The following is a 22,277-nucleotide window of genomic DNA, read 5'->3' as shown; positions in this document are numbered from 1 at the left end:
AATTCGCGGGTTGACTTTAATCCATACAGCTCAAAAAGACCCCCATGTACCTTGATTATTTTGGGCTGAAAGCAGCCCCGTTCTCGATTGCCCCGGACCCACGTTACCTCTTTATGAGTGAGCGGCATAAGGAGGCGTTAGCGCACCTGTTATATGGCGTGACCGGACAGGGCGGGTTTGTGCTGTTAACGGGAGAAGTGGGAACCGGGAAAACGACTGTTTGTCGGTGTTTTCTGGAGCAAATACCGGATAAGACCGAAATCGCGTTCATTGTAAATCCCAAGTTAACTGCGCGTGAATTGCTGGCAGCGGTTTGTGATGAATTCAAGGTGGAAATAACGTCCAATCCACAGTCGGGTTGGTTGAGTGTGAAAGAATACACGGACGCACTGAATCAATATTTACTGCGCGAATATGAGCGAGGTCATCATACTGTTCTGATCATTGATGAAGCTCAAAACCTGTCGATCGATGTGCTGGAACAATTACGACTGCTGACCAATCTTGAAACCTCCGAGAAAAAACTCCTGCAAATTATCCTGTTGGGTCAGCCTGAACTTCTTACTTTGCTGGCAAAACCTGAGTTGCGGCAATTATCCCAGCGTGTCACGGCCCGATATCATCTGAGTGCGTTGTCAAAAGCGGAAACCGCTCAATATCTGGCCTTCCGATTGAGTGTGGCGGGGATGAGTCGAGCCAATTTTACACCGTCGGCAACAGCAAAAGTGTACAAATTAAGTCAGGGGATTCCGAGGCTGATAAACCTGATTGCCGATCGGGCGATGCTGGGGGCATACGCTGCTGATTCAACGATAGTCGAAGCGGTGTATATCAAGGCTGCAGCGAAGGAGGTACTAGGCCAACAGGAACCCGGCCCGGTGACAGCGCACACCCATTCTACGCGATTCACCTGGTTGTCTGCTGTGTTGTCCGGTGCTGCAGGCGGCTTGATGTTGCTTCTCTTTGCTGTCGTTTTCAAACTTGGTATTACGCAGGAGGCGCGCGAAGCGAAGTCAGCTGCTTATATAGCGAATAACCAGCAAAACCGGGAAGGAAAAACATCGGAGACGAATCCAGCTCCAGTATCTGAAGTGTTGTTGAGCGGTAATCAATCGTTTGATCAGTTTAATTTAAGTTGGCTGGCACTAGGGCGTAGTGAAGCGTATCAAAGTTTATTCAAACAATGGCATCTGGATTGGCAAGAAGATAATTCACCCTGCGACTTTGCACTGAACTCAGGACTGGACTGTCTTGAACACAAAGGCAACTGGCGCAGTCTGCGTCAGTTGAACCGACCTGCCATTCTAACCTTGTATGATACTGACGGTGCCATTAAATATTTACCCGTTGTGGGCGTTTCCGACCAGGCGGTGACGGTGGCCATGGGAGATCAGGAGCTGATTTTCTCCCGGGATCAAATCGACCGGCACTGGCTGGGCGAGTTTACGCTGATTTGGCAACCACCACCTTACCGTTCAGCCGTTATCCGTCCTGGTCAGATCATGGACAAAACGGCTTGGTTGGTGGATACGATGAGGCAACTGCAAAGCGTACTGGATGTCCGGTTTCTGGAGAATACCGAAGCGAACCTGAAAGAAAATATCAAACGTTTTCAGGCCGCGTCGGGACTGGTTGCAGATGGCATTCCGGGGCAAATGACGGTAATTCAGTTCAATACCGCTTTGAACAAGGCTGTGCCTCGGCTGGATCGTAAACTGATTTCTGAAATCAAGCCCAAAATCTCAGACTCTCAGGAAGCGTTGTAACATGTCATATATTTTAGATGCCCTGCGGAAATCGGAGCAGGAGCGGCGCCAGGGTGAAATACCGGATTTGGTCCATGGGCAACTGATTCTCTCCCGTAAAACCCGTGGGACGCCGTGGTGGGCTTGGTTGATTGTGGTTTTACTGTTGGTAAATTTACTGGCATTTACGGGGTGGTTTCTTACACGCTACCTGAGTCCCGCAAATGAACCCGTGTCCGTGTCCCAATCAGCGATCAAGCCACCAGCTCAAAATCCGCGAGATGATTTTGCATTGGAGACTGATCCGTTAGCCCGTAGTCGTGATGTTCCGACTCCTATCGTCGCGGACAGTAATATACCCGACAACGCTGCTGCTGATAACGACATAATTAAAAACAACATAACCAATAACAACGTAACCAATAACAACGTAACCAATAACAACGTAACCGATAACAACGTAACCGATAACAACGTAACCGATAAAAACGCTTCGGATAATGTCTTGTCGCAATCGGCTCCCCCCGTCGATGTGTCGCAGGGCCCGCTTCCGCTATCAGAGGCGATTGATGCGCCTGAAACCACAGCGCACCAGGATACTGCTTTCTCTGAGCCTGAGCCTGAGCCCATGTTAACTGAGCCCCTGTTAACTGAAACCCGGCCAGCTGAACCTCCGGCGATAGAGTCACTGGATCCGGGGGATCGTAAACGCATACCCCAATTAATTTTTAACAGTCACATTTATTCCCCGGAAAATGGGGCCAGTCGGGTCATGATCAACAACATCTATTTACGGGAAGGGCAGGCGTTTCAGGGCATGAAGCTCACCCGTATCACTGAATTTGGAGCTGAATTCAGTCTCGGAGAAATTGACTTCAAGCTGGCCGCCCTGAGGGATTGGCGGCCCGGTAAGTAATCGGCTTGTCATTGATTATAAGTATCTCGATATTCATCCCTTTTAGTTGTGTTATCCATGATTCCCAGTGAAATAAAGAAAGAAATTCAACAAGCGTATTCATCATTCCTGAGTTCTCAAGGTTTAAATCCCAGAGGCGGGCAGCGACAGATGATTGCGGATATTGCAAATTATTTGTGTGCAATCAAGCGCGACGCCAAGGGCAAGCGATTGGGGCTGGAAAAAGCATGTGTAATTGAAGCGGGAACCGGTACGGGGAAAACCCTGGCTTATCTGGTCAGCACGATTCCAACGGCGCGTTACTTGCGTAAAAAGCTGATTGTATCTACCGCTACGGTCACGCTGCAGGAACAGTTGATTAATAAAGACTTGCCTCAGCTAAAACAGCAGTCAAAACTGGATTTCGATTTTGCCTTGGCAAAAGGCCGTGGCCGATACCTTTGCATTTCCCGTCTGGAGCAATTGCTGGCCACAGAAGAGACGAATCTGGACTTGTTTCTGGGGGAAGGTGCTGGCTCGCGCAGTGAAGATGATAAGGCGGGCGACGAGGATGATGAGGTGCTCAGTCAAAAGCAACTTCAGTTTCTCTACAACCAATATGCAAGCATGGCCTGGGATGGCGAATTTGATCACTTGCAGGAGCAAATCAGTGGTACTGCCCGTGGTATGTTGACGGCCGATAATCGCTCCTGCACAAACCGTGCTTGTGATCATTTCAATCATTGCCCCTATTACATGGCACGGGGAAAGTGGGAAACGACGGATGTACTGGTTTGCAATCATGATCTGGTGCTGGCCGATCTGGCCTTGGGGGGCGGGGTGATCCTGCCGCCACCGGAAGACTGCATTTTTGTGTTTGATGAGGCGCACCATTTATCTGACAAGGCATTGTCCCACTTCTCCCACCGTGTACAGTTGCAAAGCTCCCGGCAGTGGTTAAAACAGTCATCAAAAACGCTTACCGAGCTTAGTAAGTTCCTGAATAGCAGTCGGGCGTTGCAGGATACGATTGCTGAACTGATCACATCAACGGGCCAAATCGACTCTGCGTTCGAGGCTCTCTACCACCGCTTTGAAGCGTTGATTCGTGAGCAAGGGGGCGAAGCGGAGATAGAGGGGGAAATGTTACGCTTTTCAATGGGAGTACTCCCTGACGATATCGCGGAGATCATTAAAGAGGTTAAATTGCTGACCGCGTTTTATAACCGTGGTTGTGAGCGCTTATTCAATTATACCAAAGATGGATTGAGTGAGGAGCAGGATAAAAAAGAAGCAATGAACCGCTCCGATGCTGAATACTGGTACCCGCAGATGGGCGCGATTTATCAGCGTTCGGAGTTGACCTCGGGTTTGTTCTCGCTATTTTCCCAGCAAGCAGAAAGTGACAATATCGACAGTGATGAGGCCGAAGATAAGGAAACGACTAAGGAATCAGGAGCCGAGGCGACAGAACAAAGCGGCGCAGAGATCGACGGAGATGCAGATACGGTCAAACCACAACGGGTTCCAAGGCCGGTGGCAAAATGGGTATCGCGGGAAATTCATGGTGACTTTGTTGACATGGCCTTATCTGCCAGCCCTATTATTGCTGACAGTATTTTAGCAAACGGCTTGTGGCGCAGGGCTTTTGCCTGTGTTCTGACCTCGGCAACCCTGTCAGTGAATCAAATGTTTTCCAGTATGTTGTTTAAAATGGGTCTCCCTGCGGACTCCCATCTACGCATTTTGAGTAGTCCATTCAACTACAACGAGCATTGTTTACTGCAGGTGCCCAAACGCATTCATCCCCCCAATCTTGCGGAGAAACACACAGAAGATGTTACCGCGTTTATCACCGAATTGGTCGAGCCCTGTCTGAATCAAATACCAGAAGAGAAGGATTTTTGCACACGGTATCTGTCGGAACCAGATTCTGATACTGCCACCCCCGTAACGGAGTATCTGAATTATATGCACCGGGGGATTCTTGTCTTGTTCAGCTCACGAAAACAGCTGAATGATGTCTTTTTCCAGTTGGATCGCGCTGTACGTGAGGTGATCCTGCGTCAGGATGATATGACGAAATCAGAGGTGATCAAGCGCCACAGGGAAAATATCGATGCCAATCGACTCAGTGTTCTGTTCGGCTTGGCAAGTTTTGCCGAGGGGCTGGATCTACCAGGACGTTACCTGACCCATGTTGTGATTGCCAAGCTCCCCTTTGCGGTGCCAAATGATCCGTTGGAGGCTGCCTTGTCCGAGTGGATTGAAGCGAGGGGCGGAAATCCATTTTTTGAAATAACGGTTCCTGAAACCGCGGTAAGGCTCAAGCAGGCGTGTGGACGACTGATCCGAAAGGAACAGGACAAAGGGGTTATCAGCTTGCTGGATAGTCGAATACTGCAAAAAAGCTATGGTCGCTTGCTGCGGAATTCCTTACCGGATTATTTTTGGCTGGAACATCAGGCATAAAAAAAGCGGTGATCATGATGCCGAACCTTATCATGTCACCGCTATATAAGAAGGGCTAATCTTTAGGGAGGCCCTATAGAAAGAAACGCTATGGAAAGGAGAACTTGGCCTGAATAACTAAATTCATACACTTCCATAAGATGAGTCCATAGTACGGTAGAAGGGGGCGTAGATTGATCGTCCAAAAGGATTACGCCCTTTTGTTACGAGGGGTAACACTCTCAAAGTGTCGACTACGTCACAAAAAATCCGTTAATAAGCGATGTAACTTGAGTGTTTTCAGGTATTTTCATTGAGTTAAAGCAAAACTTCCCGGAAGCCTTATCGGCTTTTATCCGGGGGGAGTAGGGGCGTAGTTCTGGAATAGGACTGGCGTAGTTCCGGAATAGTACTGAAATAGCTCAGGCGTAGACTCGGAGTAGTAACTCAAAAATACTCCGATTCTCCAAGACTAAAGGCCTTATGGGGCAGCTAGTTTTGCTCTAGCAGTGCAAGCTGGCGTGCTTTAGCCAGTGCTTCAGTTCGGCTTTTTACCGCCATTTTGCCGTACAGGTTTCGAATATGAGCCTTGACCGTCGCCGGTGCGAGGGACAGTTTCGCGGCAATTTGCTTGTTAGCAAGGCCATCGTTTATCAGGAATAATACTTCAAGCTCCCGAGCGCTCAGGGGTTCTATCAGTTCTGCCTGATCTTTTCTGTTTAAACCATGGGAGATAGTTTCCGCTGCTTTTACGGCGTGAGCGGACGTGTCAGATACCGCGGGGCTGTTTTCAGTATCAGGCGTCACTGTTTCTGCGTGGCTGCGCATGGACGTAAAACATTCCATCAACTGCTTTCTGAAAGAATAAGGTACGATTATTGAATCGCATTGATTCACAATCTGCCAAACCTGCTCCAGTGGTTCATCCACAAATACCCTGAGAATCTGATGCCGGCTAGCCAAAGTCATGGCATGAGTCATGTCCCGCACGGACAGCGCGAGATCTTCGCCCTGCTCAAGGTGGGCAAGGTAGTGTGCAACGGAACGATTAATCAGGGATTCGATCAGGTGGCGATTGTGTCCGTGCTCCCGGGTTTCATCAATGAACAGATCCAGTTTATGCAGCGCAGCCTGATGATCACCCAGGAAGTTGTGCGCACGAGCCTGTGCGAGCAGGTTCAATTCACGGGTTACCTGGCTTCGGAAGTCAGCATTGTCTGATTGGGTGGAAAGCCACTGCTCAATGGCTTGCTTTTGGTTCAGTGCCAGAAAACATTTAATCTTTACACCCTCCAGGTAGGGGGGTTCAAACATAATGGCCTCTTTTTTGGAGGCATAGAGTTCACTGGCGTCTTCCAGACACTCAAGAGCCTGGCCATATTCTCCCGAGGCGATGAATAATTGCGCGCGAATATACTGAATGATGATATGTTGGCTGGGCTCGGTGCCGACTTCGAGGTGTCCTAACAAGGGGGCCAGGTAGCTCTGGGCAATCGTGAGCTCATTTTTTTCCTTGTAGATTTCACACAAGGCACCGTTTTGCCAGCACGAAATCATCTTGGGTTGTGACGGGTCAGACAAATAGCTGTCCAGCCACTCCTGGGTTTGATTGAACTCTTCTACTGCAGACTTTAATTCGCCCATATGCAGCAGAATCCAGGATAACAGCCCCGTACTGGAGATAACCCCGGAGGGCTTACGTTCAAACTTTCCATATTGAATCGATGAACGCAGTGCGTTGATGGCATCGTTAAAGTCACCCTTATTAAAGGCGTCGATACCAATGCCGTAATAGGTTACCGACTTAAGTGGCATATTGGAGTTGTCAATGTCTTCCAGTACACGCCGGGTCAAGTCGTTGACACTTTTCAAATCACTCTTGGTGCGCGCGAGATAGGAGCGAATGAGTGATATTTCACTGTTGATTGCGAGCGCATCCTCAGCATCGGGGGCAGAATCAGCCACTCGTCGATCCAGAAGGTCTTCCAGGTTTTCCAGTAATGGTGGTATGTTTTCGATCCGGTTACTGAAAAACAAACTCCAGATTTTGAGTATTTGCAATCGCGGTGTGGTTTCCACTTCCCTGGGCGACAAGAGCGCGATCCAGTCCAGCATCGGCAGATGGTAGCCGTCATGGATCAGGGTGTTGCCATGATTAGTCAGCACTGTTTTCAGCCAGTCCCAATCCTGCAACTGAATCAATTGGTCAATGGACTCGTGAATCTGGTCATGTTCGAGCAACCAGGTGATGGCTTTTCGCTGCAACGTTGTAACATTATCAGGTGACTCGAGTTTGAGTCGATGGTACAACGACTCGCGAAACAGATCATGATAACGATACCATTGATGGCTGGTATCCAGCGGAATGATAAACAGGTTGGACTGTTCCAGATCCTCCAGCACTTCCTGACTGTTATCCTGATCCAGTACCGCATCACAGAATTCACCGTTCAAGCGCAACAGGCAGGAGGATTGCAGCAAGAACGATTTCAAATTATCAGGTTGCTGATCCAGTATTTCTGTCAAAACATATTCATTGATCAGCTTGTCACTGCCGGAATACAGCGCGGCTTGTGTCGATAATCTCTGGCTGGCGGCATTATCCTTCGAAATGGCGGCCAATTGCATCGCTGCAACCCAGCCTTCGGTTTTTGCTCTGATTTTTTGGGCTTCATCAAGGCTGATGTTTTTCGCCATATATTCATTGAAGAAGCGCAGGCATTCTTCATCCGAGAAAGCCAGATCGGTCGCGTAGATTTCAACCAGATAGTTTCTCACGCGCCACCGGGACAACGGAAGTACCGGTTCGGTACGAGACGTAAGAATAAGTTGTACGGTTGGTGGCAAGTAATCTACGAAATAAACCAGATTCCGCAGAATATCAAAATCCTGTATGTGGTGGAAATCATCCAGCACCAGATAGACGGGCAGATTGGGCTCCTCGATCAGGCTCAGGTCATTCACCAGAGATGTGATCGCACCTTCGAAGCATTCGAAATCGGCTTGGTTCAAGAGCTTGTTTGCTTCATGACCAACATTGTCATAAATACGCTGGAACGCCCCGATAATGTATTGCCAAAATCGTCTGGGTTCGTTGTCGCTTCCATCCAGAGAAAGCCAGGTGAACGGGTTGTCGACATGGTGCACCCATTGACTGACCAGCGTCGTCTTTCCGTATCCTGCAGGTGCAATGACCAGGGATATTTTCTTTCCAGCACTGTTTGCCAGTTCGTCAAGTAATCTCGAGCGAACAATGGTTTTGGGATTACTGGCTGGCGCAAAAAACTTGGTCTGCAGTAACATAGGACATTCAGGTATCGGTCAAAGGATGATTTCAGTGGTTACACATTTTTGATGCGTATAATGTTGTTTGTTTTACTATTTTACAAGAGTAACACACAGAAATGTCCTTCCGATTGTCTTTTTTAGTCCATTCGCACTGTTCCAGGGTCAACTCCGGCGATTTAATTGACCCTATCGACACGTTTTACCGTTGCTTTGCCGTTACCTTTCCTTTAGAAAAACGCATATTTGATGCCGATCAGCATCAGTACACTGGCCAGAATAGGTTGCAGTATTTTGTCCGGGAGGCGCCTGCCCAGTAGCGTCCCGAGGTGGATGGCGGGTAAGGAGCCAACGAGAAGACTGCCCAGCAAAACGAAATCCACATTGCCCAGATGCATGTGGCCAAGACCTGCAATCAAGGTGAGGGGAACCGCGTGAGCGATGTCGGTACCAATGATTTTAATCGAGCTGAGCCTCGGATACAGTGTCAGCAATATGGCCGCACCAAAAGCACCTGCTCCCACGGAGGAAAGGGTTACACAGATCCCGAGTATGACCCCCATGAACACGGTCAACACCGACGCATGACGTCGCATGTAGAGTGTAAATCGGGATGGCTCCCGGTTAAGAGACTGCAGCTTGCCTTTGAACAGCAATACGCCCGAGGTCAGAATGAGCATGACGCCCAGCGTGGTCAACAGAATATGTTGATATTCCTCCGGATTGGTAAAATAGCGGGAAAGAACAAAGGTGGTGGCAATGGACGCGGGAATACTGCCACTCGCCAGTTTGAAAACCAAATGCCATTCAACCGTTTTTTGTTTCTGGTGCGTGATCACACCGCCTGCTTTGGTTGCTGCAGCGTAGATCAGGTCGGTGCCGATGGCAATATGAGTAGGGTAGCCAAACATCAGCAATAAGGGCGTCATGAGCGAGCCCCCGCCAACACCGGTCAAGCCTACGGCAAAGCCAACCCCTGCGCCGGCTAAAATATATAACAATATTTCCATGAATTTGGTCTAAACTGAGTTAGTTGGAATATCTAGGGCCACATCCCTAGTTGAAAATTGACTTTCAGATCGTAAATCTATCCTGTTTTTACTATTCTTAAAAAGAATATTTGTTTATATTTTTATGCAATTCTGGCAAGTAAGCCGTTTTTGAGGGGAGGAGCGATGAAGTTACAGCAGTTACGTTATATTTGGGAAGTAGCACACCATGAGCTTAACGTGTCAGCAACTGCACAGAGCCTGTACACTTCGCAGCCTGGTATCAGTAAACAGATTCGCCTTCTGGAAGACGAGCTGGGTGTGGAAGTTTTTGCCCGCAGCGGTAAACACCTGACCCGGGTGACACCCGCCGGTGAAACGATCATTAAGGTCGCCGGAGAAATCCTCAAGAAAGTTGAAGGCATCAAACAAATCGCACAAGAGTTCAGTAATGAACGAAAAGGTGAATTGGCCATTGCCACGACGCACACTCAGGCGCGTTACGCCTTGCCCGGTATCATCCGTTCCTTTGTGGAAGAATATCCCGATGTGTCTTTGCATATGCATCAGGGCACACCGATGCAAATTGCTGAAATGGCGGCGAATGGTACGGTCGATTTTGCAATCGCAACCGAAGCTATGGATTTGTTTGCGGATCTGATTATGATGCCTTGTTATCGATGGAATCGTTGTGTCATTGTGCCGAAAGATCATCCCTTAACGCAGCTTTCAGAGTTGACACTTGAAGCCGTGGCGCGTTATCCACTGGTCACCTATGTTTTCGGCTTTACCGGTCGATCCAAGCTGGATGAGGCCTTCCGGGAGAAGGGCTTGTCGCCAAAAGTGATTTTCACAGCTGCTGATGCAGATGTCATTAAAACCTATGTTCGCTTGGGGCTAGGGGTGGGAATCGTTGCCAAAATGGCGATTGATGAAACTCTGGACAGTGATTTAGTGGCCTTGGATGCCAGTAAATTGTTCAAACCCAGTACCACCAAAATCGGTTTTCGAAAGGGGACTTTTCTAAGAGGCTACATGTACGATTTCATCCAGCGATTTGCACCCCATTTGAGTAAAGAGCTGGTTGATGAGGCGTATCTACATAACTCGAAAACAGAGCTGGATGAATTGTTTGCCAATATCGAATTGCCCATGTACTAGTTCGCAAACATTATGAAAAGGAGGTCCTCCGGTCAAGCCGAAGGACGATGCGCTGATCAATGTGATCTTTAGAGCACTATTTCTTGCCGGGATGCAGGCCGCACTCTTTCTGAGTGGACTCTTCCCACCACCAGCGACCTTCGCGCTCGTGTTGCCCTGGCAGAACAGGGCGGGTGCAGGGTTCACATCCGATACTGATAAAGCCTTTTTCGTGTAGCTCGTTATAGGGCGCTTCTGAAATAGTCAGATAATCCCAGACTTCTTTGGATGTCCAGTTCGCCAGTGGATTGAATTTTACCAGCTTGCGGCGTTCATCAGAATTGCCTTCATCGATCTGTACCACGGGCACCTCAGACCGGGTGCCGGGGCTTTGGTCTTTTCGTTGCCCGGTGATCCACGCATCCAGTCCACCTAGTTTACGCTTCAGAGGGGCGACTTTGCGGATACTGCAACATTCTTTGTGCCCGTCTTCATAAAAACTGAACAGACCTTTCTTCCGAACCAGCGCTTCAACATCCGCAGCATGGGGGAAAAGGGTCTCGATGTCGATGTCATAGTGGACTCGAACACGATCGATAAAACGATAGGTTTCAGGGTGTAAACGCCCGGTATCCAGAGTGAATACTTTGAAGTTGAGTTTGAGACTTTTGGCGAGTTCAATCAGGGCTACGTCTTCTGCTCCGCTGAACGAGATGGCGATATTGTCGAACTCGCTGAGTGCCAGTTTGAGAATCTCCCGTGGAGACTTGCTTGCGTATTCTGCTGCAACTTGGTCAATGTTTTGAATTAAATCAGACATGGTATGTAATCTTAGTGTTAGTGGTCGGTATCACAGGTTATGGTTTGAAACATAGCAAAAGAACCATATGATTAAAAAGAATAAGAATTTATAAGGTTATTGTCGAATTGTGATTGGTTACCGCAGCAGATTCAATTGAAATCGACAATTGCGCGCGATAGGCATGTAAAGTTAGCCGGTATTCGATTATCATGCTCGCCACCCAAGATGCAAAGTGTCGTTTCGGTGTACATCGGATATTGCATGTATCAATCCGGCCCCGATCATAAAACTGTATCTACTTTTTTAAAATCGTATCTACCATCATAAAGAGAGGATGAGTTCGTGGAATTAGCCTGTTTGGACCTTGAAGGGGTATTGATCCCGGAAATTTGGATCGCCTTTGCTGAGAAAACCGGAATAGAGGCGCTTAAAGCCACGACCCGTGATATTCCGGATTATGATGTACTGATGAAGCAGCGCTTACGGATTCTGGACGAGCATGGCTATGGCCTGCCAGCAATCCAGGAAGTTATCGGTGAGCTGGATCCATTAGAAGGTGCTGCGGATTTTCTGAACTGGCTGCGTGAACACTTCCAGGTGGTTATTCTGTCTGACACGTTCTACGAATTTGCCATGCCTTTGATGGCCAAGCTGGGTTTCCCCACGTTGTTGTGCCACAAACTGGAAGTTGATGACAGTGGCAAGATCACCAACTACCTTTTGCGCCAACGTGACCCTAAAAGACAATCTGTCAGAGCGTTCCAACTGCTGAATTACCGGGTTATCGCATCGGGTGACTCTTATAATGACACCACCATGCTGGCGCAGGCGGAGAAAGGTATTCTGTTCAAGTCGCCACAAAATGTAATCGACGAGTTTCCGCAGTATCCTGCCGTTCACACCTATGAAGAACTGAAAGAAGAATTCAAGAACGCCAGCTTGAAACAGTTCTAATCGACGAGTTCGTTACTCGCACTACGCTGTCTGGGGCGATATCCCAGACAGCGTCAATTTACAGACAATGTTAATTTGCAGACAATGTTAATTTACAGATAATGTCAGTTTATTCACTTCTGACTGGCGCGCTCCAAAGACCCCATAAATTGCCGGATTTTGGCGATCGATTCGTCGTATTCACTGTCCTCATCCGAATCCGCAACAATACCACCGCCCCCCCAGCAATGTATCGTTCCGTTTTCACATAATAGTGTCCGTATCGCGATATTGGATTGCATGTAACCGTCGCGTGTATAAAAGAAGAGGCTGCCGCAATAAGGTCCACGTTCGACTTTTTCCAGCTGATCGATGATATGCATGGCCATAATTTTGGGGGCTCCGGTGATCGAGCCACCGGGAAATGCACTGAGTAACGCACTAAGCGGGCTATGATCTGATTTGAGTTCACCACAGATGGTGCTGACCAGGTGGTGCACGTTGGTATAACTTTCAATGGCAAATAAATTGGGTACTGTGATGGTACCGGTCTCGCAAATTTTACCCAGATCATTCCGGAGCAAATCGACAATCATCAGGTTTTCTGCCCGATCCTTGGTGCTGTTTTCGAGGGTTGCGATTGTTTTCCGATCTTCAGATTCGTTTTGTCCTCTGGGTCTTGTTCCTTTTATGGGCTTGGTGGTCACCCTGCGGTTTTCGACTTCAAGAAATAATTCAGGTGATACGCTAATGATTGCACCGTTTTCCAGCGCAATAAAAGCCGAGTAGGGGCCATCGGTTTCCCGGCATAAATGCTGGTAAATTCCCCAGCATGATCCTTGGTAACCGGTACTGAAGTGTTGGCTGAGATTAACCTGATACACATCCCCCGCCAGTATTGCTTCTTTTATTGTCATAAACTGACGAATGTATTCTTGTTTATCAATACTGGCTTGAAATCGACCGGTTAAACCAAACTCGTGTTGATCTGATCCCGTCTTTTTGTCTGCAAGCGCCTGCCGCGTATCAGCAAGTATCTCTAGAATCCGGTGTTTTAAATCATCGGGGCAATCAGGCGCGAAACCCAATCGAATTGAATCGGAATGTTTCGATTTATGAATTGCCCATAAATAGTGGCTGTTAATCTGTTCAGGAACATCGATGCGTCGTTTATCGGTTGTTCGTTCTTTTATACGTGTATTGTGCTGTGCCTCATAACAAAAATACCCGGCGCAAAATTCAACAATCTGCTCTTGCTTTAATATAGGGGGTGACCCTTGGAATTCTGCCGGGTGTGCAGATTCAATCCGGCCTACCGGATCACTGCTGATCAACAGCGCTTGGTCGTCTTCCAGATAGGGGTTGCCAAAACAGACAAATCCAGGGCGTGTACTAATAAGGGAAAGGAAATTCAGTAATTCGGCTTTGTTTAATGTTGTTTCTTCAAACGGTTTGCGGTCAAGCGTCATAGTAAAGAGGGACCATTCTGGATCTAGCCGTTAATCTTACCACTTTTAGTAAGCAATCACGTAATTCCGCCCCTTTTAAGTTTCATCCTTTGGTGTATCTCCATCGCGAAACGCCGCTTTACCCTTTGCAATTTGTTATGGATTGTTCTCTTTGTAACCGAAAACGGGTTCAAAGTAGTACAGCACTTACTAAAAACCCAAAAAACAGTACAAATGTATCAATACCACTCAAAAGTGTGACATATGTACCAGAACGTAATCCTGAGATATGTAGAATAACAATCAACCGGTAAGCAACAAAAACAAGTTTGAGGCCGGTTCCTTTGAACCTCAACGAAGCGTTCAAAGGCTATAGAAAGAACGCATACTAAAAGACAAAAATAAAGATTACTCTTTAAGGAGAACTAAAATGAAAGGCCTGAATAAAATCGTATTGGTTACTGCAATCGCTGCTGCTTCTACTGCTGCTCAAGCTGAACTGAAAGCACTTGACGATACCACTATGGGTGAATTGACTGGTCAAGCAGGTTTGACTATCGACGTTAGCGCAGGTGCAAGTGTTAGCATCGGTCAGATCGCTTACCAAGACGAAGGTTTCCTGACTATTGATGATCTGGCAGTTACTTTGAACGACGCGCTGACTATCACAGTTGATGTTGCTGCTGACGGTGACCTGCAAATCGTTATGAACGAGTCTGCTACTACTACTTTCGGTTTGAATCTGGGTTCTGTTAATTTGGCAGCTTCTGGCTACGCTGTAGGTGGTGACTACGCTGCTGTTGATTCAACTGTACTGTTGTCTGGTGTAGATAGTGATGCAGATGGATTTGATTTCACTGGTACTTTGGGAACCACTTCATTGGTTATCGACAACCAAACTTCAGCTCTGACCTTTACATCTCGTTTCGATTTGGAAGGTTCTTTGAGTGTTGATTTCATGAACACTTCTCTGGATCTGAGACTGCACGATACTCGTGGTGATACTGTTGCTGCTGACGGCCTGGTTGCAGTTTCTGCAGTGGTTTCTTCTTCAACCAATGGTTTGGGTGTAGAGTTGGCTCAGTTCGATGCTGATTTGGATCTGACTAACATCACTATGGGTTCATCTCCATCTATCGGTGACGTTTACATCACTGACCTGTCTGTATCTTCTGTATCTCTGGATATCTACGGTCACTAAGATCTGCTAGCGTTTCCTTCCGAATGAAAGTCGCCTCTGGCGACTTTCATTTTTGCTCTTCTTTGATTTCAGTTGTTAAAGCATTTTTAAAATGGATGTGTTGTTTCTATAGGAGGTCGTTTCTATAGAAAATAGGAGGCTGACGACGACTATTTTGTTTCTCCCGCTGATTTATTGTTAATGATTGTTGCTTGGCGTGTGTGAGTTGGTTGCAAATTGCACTAAAAAGTGTGCTTTGCGTCTCACTAACCGTACACTTTGTAGTATTTGCGTATTTTTTTGTGAGTTCGCTCTCAGAATTTTTCCGTGCGATACATAAAATGACAATCACTCGGTAAGCAAACAAAACAAACCGAGAAGTTAAACAAAGACTTCATTCAAGTGCATGCTTAGGATGAAGCAAGTTTAAAACAATAAATAAATCAACGTTATACAACAATTCTAAGAACTTGTTAGGAGAACAAATATGAAAGGCCTGAACAAAATTGCTTTGGTAACTGCTATCGCTGCTGCTTCTTCTGTTGCTCAAGCTGAGCTGAAAGCTCTGGATGACAGCACCATGGGTCAAATGACTGGTCAAGCTGGTCTGACCATCGATGTTAACGCTGCTACTATCGAAATCGGCGAAATCGCATACCAAGATGAAGGTTTCCTGGCGATCTCTGATATGTCTTTGACTGGTGCGCACGGTACTGCTCTGGATGAAATCCGATTGTTCATCGATGTGGCTGGTTCTGACCCAACTGATGTAGGTGGTGCTGGTGCACTGGGTAAAACTTACCTGGCTGGTGCAGCTGCTGCAGCTGGTGCAACTTTGACTGATACTACCACTTTTGACGATTCAATTGCTGTTGGTAACGGTGACTTAGTTATTGCATTGCGCGGTCAAAACGGTTTCGTAGATTTCGGTTTGAACATCGGTTCTGTTGATTTGGCTCAGTCTGATGCAACTATCGGTTCAATCGCAGGTTCTGCTAACACCACTACTCTGGTATCTGACTTGAACCTGAACGGTTTGATCGGTCCTATCGACATGGTTATCCATAACGATGGTGGAACTGCAGAAACTCTGGAAATCAACGCTTACTTCAACGTGACTGATCAAAGTGGCGGTGCAGATCCTACTGCAAACACTTTGACTCTGCCATTCATGAACACCAGCCTTGGTTTCGCTCTGCATAACAACCGTGGTGATGAAGTTATCTCTCTGGGCAGTCAAGGCACTTCCTTTGCACACGCTCAGTTGACTGTTGGTCAGTCTACTAACGGCTTGGCAGTAAACGTGAAAGACTTCTCTGGTGATATGGATCTGACTAACATCACTATGGGATCTTCTCCTTCTATCGGTGACCTGTACATCACTGACCTGAAAGTTACTGCAGCTCTGGACATCTACGGCCACTAAGCAGTACTCGTTTTCCTAGGAAAACAGGAAGCCACCTTCGGGTGGCTTTTTTCGTCCTGACGCCCTTTATGTTAAAGACTAATGCCTTGAATTTATTGCAGTTCTCTTCTTTTATTCAGAAACGTGCCTTTCTTCAATTACAAATCATTTAAAATTGTGTTTTGTTATCAAGTCGACTTTTTTCCAAGCCTGTGAATCTGTTATCCTAATTAAAATTCCAAAATTTATTATTATTTTGAATAAAACTGGAGGATAAAATAAAAAGTATGTACTTAGGTTATATGCGTCATTCATTTTGGGGTAAGTTTGTACTGTCTCTTTCTTTGTTAGTGTCAAGTGTCGCATTCGCAGCGGAGGAAGTTTCGGATCAGTTAAAGAAAGAAGAAGAAACCAATACCAAGTACCTGTTAGGCCAGGTGCTCAACAAAGCAAAATCACTGCAAGAAACCTACGGAGACTTTGCACCCTTCGGGGCCGGGCTTTTCCCGAATGGCGAATTCAAATTCGTTTGGTTGGCAAAACCCGGTGAAACGGTGAGCGATCCAATCAAGGCAATGGAATTGATCCGTACAACGCTTAAAGCGCAAGCGGAAAGAGGGCGCTTATTGGGGTCTGCGATTACTTACAAATTTAAAGCAGCGGAAGATGCACCATTACAATTTAATACCGAAGTAGAGTATCTCTCAGGCTACTCAAAACTGGTTGCCGTTCAAATTGCCCAGGGTGAAGATAAAAAGGTCGAGTTTGGTGCAGTAAAAGACGTTGAATTTGAAGGTTTTATTTTTAATAAGTTGAAAGAAGAGCAAGAGGCCAAGGCGGAAGAGGAAAAGAAATAATCAACCACTTGGCATTTCGCTAGATTAAACAACTTTAAGAGGCCGGAGATATTCCGGCCTCTTTGCGTCTATTTATAAATTACTTCTATATCTCTAATAATCTGTCGCATCACTATCTCTTTTATCTTCCTAATTGCTGTTCTCAAGTAAATCAATGCTTGCTATCTACAAAGCCGCACTAATTCGCCCAAAAAAAGTACTCTTTTCTATCCAGTTTTAATCTCATCGTGTATCTCCATAGATTTCAAACTGTAAGCATAGTTTGCTCAACTTTACTGATTGAAAAGTAAATCTTAAAAAGTGACGCAGTGATCAAATAAAAACAGGTTATCTGTACCAAAATGTTGTCCTGATACCGAAAGTAGTACATTTGAACAACATTATCGGTTACTAAAGCAACAGAAACACTATATTAAATTCGGTCGTCACCCAGTAAATTTACCTGAAACGAAATTCTAAAAACAGATTTCATTTTAGAAATCGTTTGATTGAAACTATAAAAGCGTTTTAAGGAGAAAAATAATGAAAGGTCTGAAAAAAATTGCTTTGGTCACTGCTATCACCGCTACTTCTGCTGCACATGCAGAGATGCAAGCGCTGGACGACACTTCGATGGGGGAGATGACCGGTCAGGCAGGTTTGACGATTGATGTAAGTGCTGCAGACGTTACGATTGGCCAGGTAGCCTATCAGGATGCAGGTTTCTTAAACATCAACAATATCGATCTTGATATTAATGAAACTCTACAAATTACAGTTGATGTTGCGGGCTCAGGTGAGACACTCACCGGCGCAACGACAGCAGTCGGTGGCTCAACCGACATCGCAGTTGGCAATGGTGATCTTGTCATTACCTTGCGTGAAGGTTCAACGGGTGATGGTGATGGTACCGCAGATATCGGTTTAAGCATTGGCTCCATTGAGTTGGCAGATTCCAGTTATGCAAGCAACATCGGTTCTGCTGCAGCAGCGGGCACTGAAACAACAACACTGGTTTCGAACCTGAACCTAACGGGTAACTTAGGTCCGGTCGATTTAGTAGTTCACAACAATGGCGGGGATGCGGGTGAAACCGTATTGGAAATTGATGCCTACTTCGCGCTGGAAGGAAACCTGGATTTGACCTTCATGAATACTTCCATGGGTATGAAGTTACACAACAGCCGTGGCGAAAGTAACAACCTGGACTTGGCGCATGCTCAATTGGGTGTAGGTCAAACGGGTTCTGGTTTACGTGTTAACCTGACCGACTTCTCTGGTGATCTGGACTTAACAAACGTTGCAATGGGTGGTGGTGCTTCAATCGGTAATATTTATATTACTGACTTGAAAGTGCAGGCGACTCTGGATATTTACGGTCACTAAGCAGATTATCTTAAGTTTAGTTTAATAAGAAACCACCCATCTGGGTGGTTTCTTATATTGAACTTTGGTGTTTTTTGGCTCATGGAGCTTTTTGGGTTACCAAGCAGAGGTCGTACACTCGTCAATCAGCGTTTTACCAGCCAGTAAGCTTGATTGCCAAATTCATCTCGCCCATTTCCCACAATATGATTGCCATCTTCTGATATGGCGTGCGTAGTGTCTAATTCCCAGCCATTCAAATCTACACCCATCTCATTTTGGAGCGCGTCCTCCAGGCTACGAATACCATTAGTGTTATCCCAGATAAATGCTTCGAATCTTGGTGAGTTACCTTCATCGGCAATAGAGTGGCTGACAACAATTTTTCCATTATCTGAAATTTCTGTTGCGTAGCGCAGATAGCCTGGTACCTTGAGCGTACCAAGTCAAACGGTTTCATCTCCGATCCAAGAGGAAACATCACGAGCCGGGGTGCGGTGCAGATCGATTATTCGAGCTTCAACAAACCCACACGGATCTCACGCGGTGACGAGTTCATCAATTTCCGGTACGGCCCCGACCGTGCACGTTATTTTAAAGAAACTGATGATGGTGAGAAAACCTATTACATCGGGGGCATTTTCGAAGTCGTTGAGAACGCAGATAGCAGCTTCGAAAAATTGTTTGTGGGTGATTTTCTGCAGGTTTCGCGCAAGCCGGTTAACTCGCAATCGAATAATCAGGAAAGCTATCTTCATCGAGATCATTTGGGCTCAATCACACTCACTACTCGTGAAATCGGGATAGCGCCAACAGCTAGCCCCATAGTTGAGCCCACCCTGAAAAAGATTTACCGCGTTAAAGCTAATGATAGTGAGCCAACTCTCCCGGAAAATAATACGGTAGCTGCGGCTCACCCATGGTACGAACCGGTTATCAGCATTGCCAGATACTCACCATTCGGCAGAAAATTCGAAGCCAGCGACCCCGGCTACTTCCAAAACCGAGGATACACCGGCCACGAACACCTGGATCTTGAAGAGTTTATTCATATGAACGGGCGGGTTTATGATCCGGTTGTTGGGCGGTTCTTGAGTCCTGATCCGATTATTCAGGATCCGTATAACAGTCAGAACTATAACCGTTACAGTTATGTGCTCAATAATCCGTTAAGCGCTACCGATCCAACAGGTTACCTCGTTGAAAGTAGCTTGATTGACTTGGTCATGGCGAATGCTTCCAACTACGACTACAACGCGCACAATGCTGGGTCTGGCTGGAGCATTGATGGTTTAGAGTTCAACTATACCTATGCACAGGAAACAAGGAGTATAGATTTACTTTCGCCCAGCCATGATTTTCTCATGGATGTGCGCTCAAATAACGCGGATTTTTTTAATAATAACCCGCTAGCGGACTCTACCTTGGGTGGTCTTTATGTTACTGCAGCACTTATTTTGCCTGCGAGTTCTGCTGAGGGTGCATTGGCTGCTATGCCGCCGTTAAAAAACGCTGGTAAAGCTTATAAGAATGTTAGTGAGGCTATTGGCTCTTCCAGCCTTTTTAATTCATTTGGTGAGCTACGGAGAAATACGAATCTTCCTTTGCTTAACCAAGGTAATGCTCCGACATGTGGCCCAACTTCTTGTGGGATGGTATTAGATACACTGTTACCTGGTCGCAATGTTACTGAGCTTGCTGGGCTGACTGGTGCTTCGAATCGTGTTGTTAGAATTGATGAGCTTGCTCGAACGTTGTCAGCAAATGGCTTGGATGCGACCTTTAATAGGCGATTAACTATTGATGCATTGAGTCGAGCTACTTCAGGTCAAAACCCAGCCATTGTTGCAATAAGAACTCCTCAGGGTGGTCATGCAGTTGTTGTCGATGGAATAACTCGCAGGCAAGGTCAGGATGTCGTGGCAATTAGAGACCCCCATGGTAGGGCATATTTTCAGACTTTAGATGCATTTAAAGAAGTGTTTCTGGGGCAAGGAGTAACTATAAAATAGGCTTTTATCTATGGATGTAAAAACTACTTTTTTAGAACAAGATAGACTTATCGGTTACGAAGTAGAAATTACTTCGAACTTGCTTGTCGACATTAACAACGAGATGATTTTATCTGACGATGACAATCGCACAAATGAGTATCGGATTAACGTTGTTGAAGAAGATTTACTGGATAAAACTCTTGATCATCTAACTTGTTGTGTAGGGGGCAAGTATTTGGTTTATTTTGATCGCATCACAATTATTGGTGAACTACAAAAAACGATAACAAATGAACTGATATTGAAAAATGTTCAGAAGTTAATAATACACTACGATGATGAAGATAGTTTAGTGTCTTTAGTAGGCTAGGAATAAACTGTAGGTATTGCCGATAGTGAGGGCAGTTCAGCAGTATTCCTTAGTTTTTTCTAAAATATCTGAAATGCCGTTGTTTTACTCTTCAAGCCCGGTGAATATCATCGGGCTGGATATCCTGCCGTTTGTGCACAACCGCAATGACCGCGATGTGCTCATCCGGCAGAATCTCAAAGATCACCCGATACGAGTAAATGGAAAACTCCCGAACCGTTTCTTCCCCTAATTCCGGCATCATCCGATGACGGTAAGGTAGCTTGTCCAGTTGCATGGAGCGTTCTACCATTTCATCCGTGACACGCTGGGCATAGGTTTCCGAGTCTCGGGCGATAAACCGGTGAATCTCTTTTAGCTGTAGCCTGGCATCCAGTGACCACACTACCATGTTTTAATCTCTTGCCTTAAGTCCTCGGCACTCATCACGCGCCCATTGGCCACATCGTCAAATAAAATAACGAGGACACCCACCAAATAACGAGGACACCCACCCGTAAGTTGTAAGTTTCAAACGTCGGATTACGGAACTTGGTATGTCACTCAGTACGTAGCTGGCACGTATTGCAGGTAAAAGGGAAAACTATCGCGTTGAGGTGGCGAGTTTATTGCCTTGCCGGAACGCGGTGGGGACGGGACACCCACTCGTAAGTTTCAAACGGTAGTTTACGCAATTAGGTATGTGGCGTGTGGCGAATAACGAGGACACCCACTCATAAGTTTCAAAATAATGAGGACACCCACCCGTAAAGTATGTTGAGCAGTTACGGTATGATGAGGAGCTCGTTAATGCTCTTAATATATGTTCTAAGAAAACAAATAACGAGGACACCCACTCGTCAGTTTCAAACGTCGGATTACGGAACTTGGTAAGTCACTAAGTACGTAGCTGGCACGTATTGCAGGTAAAAGGGAAAACTATCGCGTTGAGGTGGCAAGTTTAATGCTGGAAGGGGCGTGAACGAAAAATCCCGAGCGTAAAGTGCCCCCGAGTTGCTCGGTGATGCTGCAGACGAGATGAAAAAGAGGGGGGTATAAGTCGAAAATAAACTTCGACATTGCGCCAAACCAGAAACTCGCTGGTGGCCAAGCGTCTTACTGGCGATTTTCACCCGGTCAGCGTGGCTCACGAAGGTTGGAAATAATGATTCCATTTTCCCGGTGAGTTGCATCCACTGTTCTGCGTTGATGTTCAAGCGTTGCAGGATGGGCGGTAGTGTTGTTGAGATCGATCCGCGCTTGTCTTCCCGTTGAATGCGCCCGGTCCAATCAACCAGTTCCAAGTAATCTTGCAAATTAAACTGAAGTCCATCCGGTTGGTCTTTTCTGGAGTTTCGCAAAAATAACGAGGACACCCACCCGTAAGTTTCAAACGTCGGATTACGGAACTTGGCATGTCACTCAGTACGTATCTGGCGCGTATTGCAGGTAAAAGGGAA

At 46.4% G+C, this 22,277-nt stretch carries 17 protein-coding genes; 11 read left to right on the top strand and 6 right to left on the bottom strand.

The features are described from left to right. Positions 1-44 precede the first annotated feature (44 nt). Genes OLMES_RS16415 through OLMES_RS16405 form a run of 3 tightly spaced genes read left to right on the top strand, consistent with a single transcriptional unit; the run spans position 45 to position 5,112 of the window. Entirely contained in the window at positions 45-1,766 is a 1,722-nt protein-coding gene (locus OLMES_RS16415; protein ID WP_087462267.1) for an ExeA family protein, read from the top strand. A gap of 1 nt (position 1,767) precedes the next feature. Beyond that, positions 1,768-2,661, top strand: a complete 894-nt coding sequence (locus tag OLMES_RS16410; RefSeq protein ID WP_087462266.1) for a general secretion pathway protein GspB — start codon at positions 1,768-1,770, stop codon at positions 2,659-2,661. Positions 2,662-2,718: 57 nt separating this feature from the next. Then, positions 2,719-5,112: a helicase C-terminal domain-containing protein gene (locus OLMES_RS16405; RefSeq protein ID WP_087462265.1), complete on the top strand. Its 2,394-nt coding sequence runs from the start codon at positions 2,719-2,721 to the stop codon at positions 5,110-5,112. 471 nt (positions 5,113-5,583) lie between these two features. Here OLMES_RS16405 and OLMES_RS16400 read toward each other — a convergent pair whose 3' ends face one another. Then, positions 5,584-8,394, bottom strand: a complete 2,811-nt coding sequence (locus OLMES_RS16400) for a LuxR C-terminal-related transcriptional regulator (protein WP_087462264.1) — start codon at positions 8,392-8,394, stop codon at positions 5,584-5,586. A gap of 212 nt (positions 8,395-8,606) precedes the next feature. Next, on the bottom strand, positions 8,607-9,386 hold the full coding sequence (locus OLMES_RS16395) for a sulfite exporter TauE/SafE family protein (RefSeq protein WP_087462263.1): 780 nt from the start codon (positions 9,384-9,386) through the stop codon (positions 8,607-8,609). Positions 9,387-9,551: 165 nt separating this feature from the next. Here OLMES_RS16395 and cysB point away from each other — a divergent pair, with 165 nt between their 5' ends. Continuing rightward, complete coding sequence (cysB, locus tag OLMES_RS16390; protein ID WP_087462262.1) at positions 9,552-10,526, top strand: HTH-type transcriptional regulator CysB; 975 nt, start codon at positions 9,552-9,554, stop codon at positions 10,524-10,526. A 76-nt stretch (positions 10,527-10,602) separates the two neighbouring features. Here the strand turns inward: cysB and OLMES_RS16385 are convergent, their stop codons facing one another. Further along, positions 10,603-11,325, bottom strand: coding sequence for a phosphoadenylyl-sulfate reductase (locus tag OLMES_RS16385; RefSeq protein ID WP_087462261.1), 723 nt, complete (start codon positions 11,323-11,325; stop codon positions 10,603-10,605). A gap of 324 nt (positions 11,326-11,649) precedes the next feature. Here OLMES_RS16385 and thrH point away from each other — a divergent pair, with 324 nt between their 5' ends. Next, on the top strand, positions 11,650-12,261 hold the full coding sequence (thrH, locus tag OLMES_RS16380; RefSeq protein WP_087462260.1) for a bifunctional phosphoserine phosphatase/homoserine phosphotransferase ThrH: 612 nt from the start codon (positions 11,650-11,652) through the stop codon (positions 12,259-12,261). Positions 12,262-12,374: 113 nt separating this feature from the next. Here thrH and pabB read toward each other — a convergent pair whose 3' ends face one another. Beyond that, positions 12,375-13,709, bottom strand: a complete 1,335-nt coding sequence (gene pabB / locus OLMES_RS16375) for an aminodeoxychorismate synthase component I (protein WP_087462259.1) — start codon at positions 13,707-13,709, stop codon at positions 12,375-12,377. A gap of 409 nt (positions 13,710-14,118) precedes the next feature. Between pabB and OLMES_RS16370 the strand changes: the two genes are divergently transcribed. The 6 genes from OLMES_RS16370 to OLMES_RS16340 all read left to right on the top strand — a co-directional run bounded on the left by OLMES_RS16370 (position 14,119) and on the right by OLMES_RS16340 (position 20,838). Continuing rightward, positions 14,119-14,889, top strand: a complete 771-nt coding sequence (locus tag OLMES_RS16370) for a DUF6160 family protein (protein ID WP_087462258.1) — start codon at positions 14,119-14,121, stop codon at positions 14,887-14,889. 466 nt (positions 14,890-15,355) lie between these two features. Next, positions 15,356-16,294 carry a DUF6160 family protein gene (locus OLMES_RS16365; protein ID WP_087462257.1) on the top strand — a complete coding sequence of 313 codons (939 nt, stop codon included), beginning with the start codon at positions 15,356-15,358 and terminating at the stop codon, positions 16,292-16,294. A 266-nt stretch (positions 16,295-16,560) separates the two neighbouring features. After that, positions 16,561-17,130: a hypothetical protein gene (locus OLMES_RS16360; protein ID WP_157678346.1), complete on the top strand. Its 570-nt coding sequence runs from the start codon at positions 16,561-16,563 to the stop codon at positions 17,128-17,130. Positions 17,131-17,652: 522 nt separating this feature from the next. Next, positions 17,653-18,495 (top strand): DUF6160 family protein, encoded by an 843-nt coding sequence (locus OLMES_RS16355; RefSeq protein WP_087462255.1) that lies wholly within the window; start codon positions 17,653-17,655, stop codon positions 18,493-18,495. Positions 18,496-18,971: 476 nt separating this feature from the next. Beyond that, on the top strand, positions 18,972-20,486 hold the full coding sequence (locus tag OLMES_RS28365) for an RHS repeat-associated core domain-containing protein (protein WP_087462253.1): 1,515 nt from the start codon (positions 18,972-18,974) through the stop codon (positions 20,484-20,486). Positions 20,487-20,496: 10 nt separating this feature from the next. Then, positions 20,497-20,838: a hypothetical protein gene (locus OLMES_RS16340; RefSeq protein ID WP_087462252.1), complete on the top strand. Its 342-nt coding sequence runs from the start codon at positions 20,497-20,499 to the stop codon at positions 20,836-20,838. Positions 20,839-20,929: 91 nt separating this feature from the next. Here the strand turns inward: OLMES_RS16340 and OLMES_RS16335 are convergent, their stop codons facing one another. Continuing rightward, complete coding sequence (locus OLMES_RS16335; protein ID WP_087462251.1) at positions 20,930-21,229, bottom strand: type II toxin-antitoxin system RelE/ParE family toxin; 300 nt, start codon at positions 21,227-21,229, stop codon at positions 20,930-20,932. A 466-nt stretch (positions 21,230-21,695) separates the two neighbouring features. Next, the gene (locus tag OLMES_RS16330; RefSeq protein ID WP_157678345.1) at positions 21,696-22,178 is read right to left on the bottom strand and encodes a hypothetical protein; all 483 of its coding nucleotides are present in this window, start codon (positions 22,176-22,178) and stop codon (positions 21,696-21,698) included. Between the last annotated feature and the right edge of the window lie 99 nt (positions 22,179-22,277).

Origin of the sequence: Oleiphilus messinensis (genome assembly GCF_002162375.1) — a bacterium.
Lineage (GTDB): Bacteria > Pseudomonadota > Gammaproteobacteria > Pseudomonadales > Oleiphilaceae > Oleiphilus > Oleiphilus messinensis.
The sequence above is the reverse complement of the archived record's forward strand: the minus strand, read 5'-3'. Positions and strand labels throughout refer to the sequence as shown.

Coding starts and splice junctions, on each gene's coding strand:
- OLMES_RS16415 (WP_087462267.1), top strand. CDS start 45: ATGTACCTTGATTATTTTGGGCTGAAAGCAGCCCCGTTCTCGATTGCC.
- OLMES_RS16410 (WP_087462266.1), top strand. CDS start 1,768: ATGTCATATATTTTAGATGCCCTGCGGAAATCGGAGCAGGAGCGGCGC.
- OLMES_RS16405 (WP_087462265.1), top strand. CDS start 2,719: ATGATTCCCAGTGAAATAAAGAAAGAAATTCAACAAGCGTATTCATCA.
- OLMES_RS16400 (WP_087462264.1), bottom strand. CDS start 8,394: ATGTTACTGCAGACCAAGTTTTTTGCGCCAGCCAGTAATCCCAAAACC.
- OLMES_RS16395 (WP_087462263.1), bottom strand. CDS start 9,386: ATGGAAATATTGTTATATATTTTAGCCGGCGCAGGGGTTGGCTTTGCC.
- cysB (WP_087462262.1), top strand. CDS start 9,552: ATGAAGTTACAGCAGTTACGTTATATTTGGGAAGTAGCACACCATGAG.
- OLMES_RS16385 (WP_087462261.1), bottom strand. CDS start 11,325: ATGTCTGATTTAATTCAAAACATTGACCAAGTTGCAGCAGAATACGCA.
- pabB (WP_087462259.1), bottom strand. CDS start 13,709: ATGACGCTTGACCGCAAACCGTTTGAAGAAACAACATTAAACAAAGCC.
- OLMES_RS16370 (WP_087462258.1), top strand. CDS start 14,119: ATGAAAGGCCTGAATAAAATCGTATTGGTTACTGCAATCGCTGCTGCT.
- OLMES_RS16365 (WP_087462257.1), top strand. CDS start 15,356: ATGAAAGGCCTGAACAAAATTGCTTTGGTAACTGCTATCGCTGCTGCT.
- OLMES_RS16360 (WP_157678346.1), top strand. CDS start 16,561: ATGTACTTAGGTTATATGCGTCATTCATTTTGGGGTAAGTTTGTACTG.
- OLMES_RS16355 (WP_087462255.1), top strand. CDS start 17,653: ATGAAAGGTCTGAAAAAAATTGCTTTGGTCACTGCTATCACCGCTACT.
- OLMES_RS16340 (WP_087462252.1), top strand. CDS start 20,497: ATGGATGTAAAAACTACTTTTTTAGAACAAGATAGACTTATCGGTTAC.
- OLMES_RS16335 (WP_087462251.1), bottom strand. CDS start 21,229: ATGGTAGTGTGGTCACTGGATGCCAGGCTACAGCTAAAAGAGATTCAC.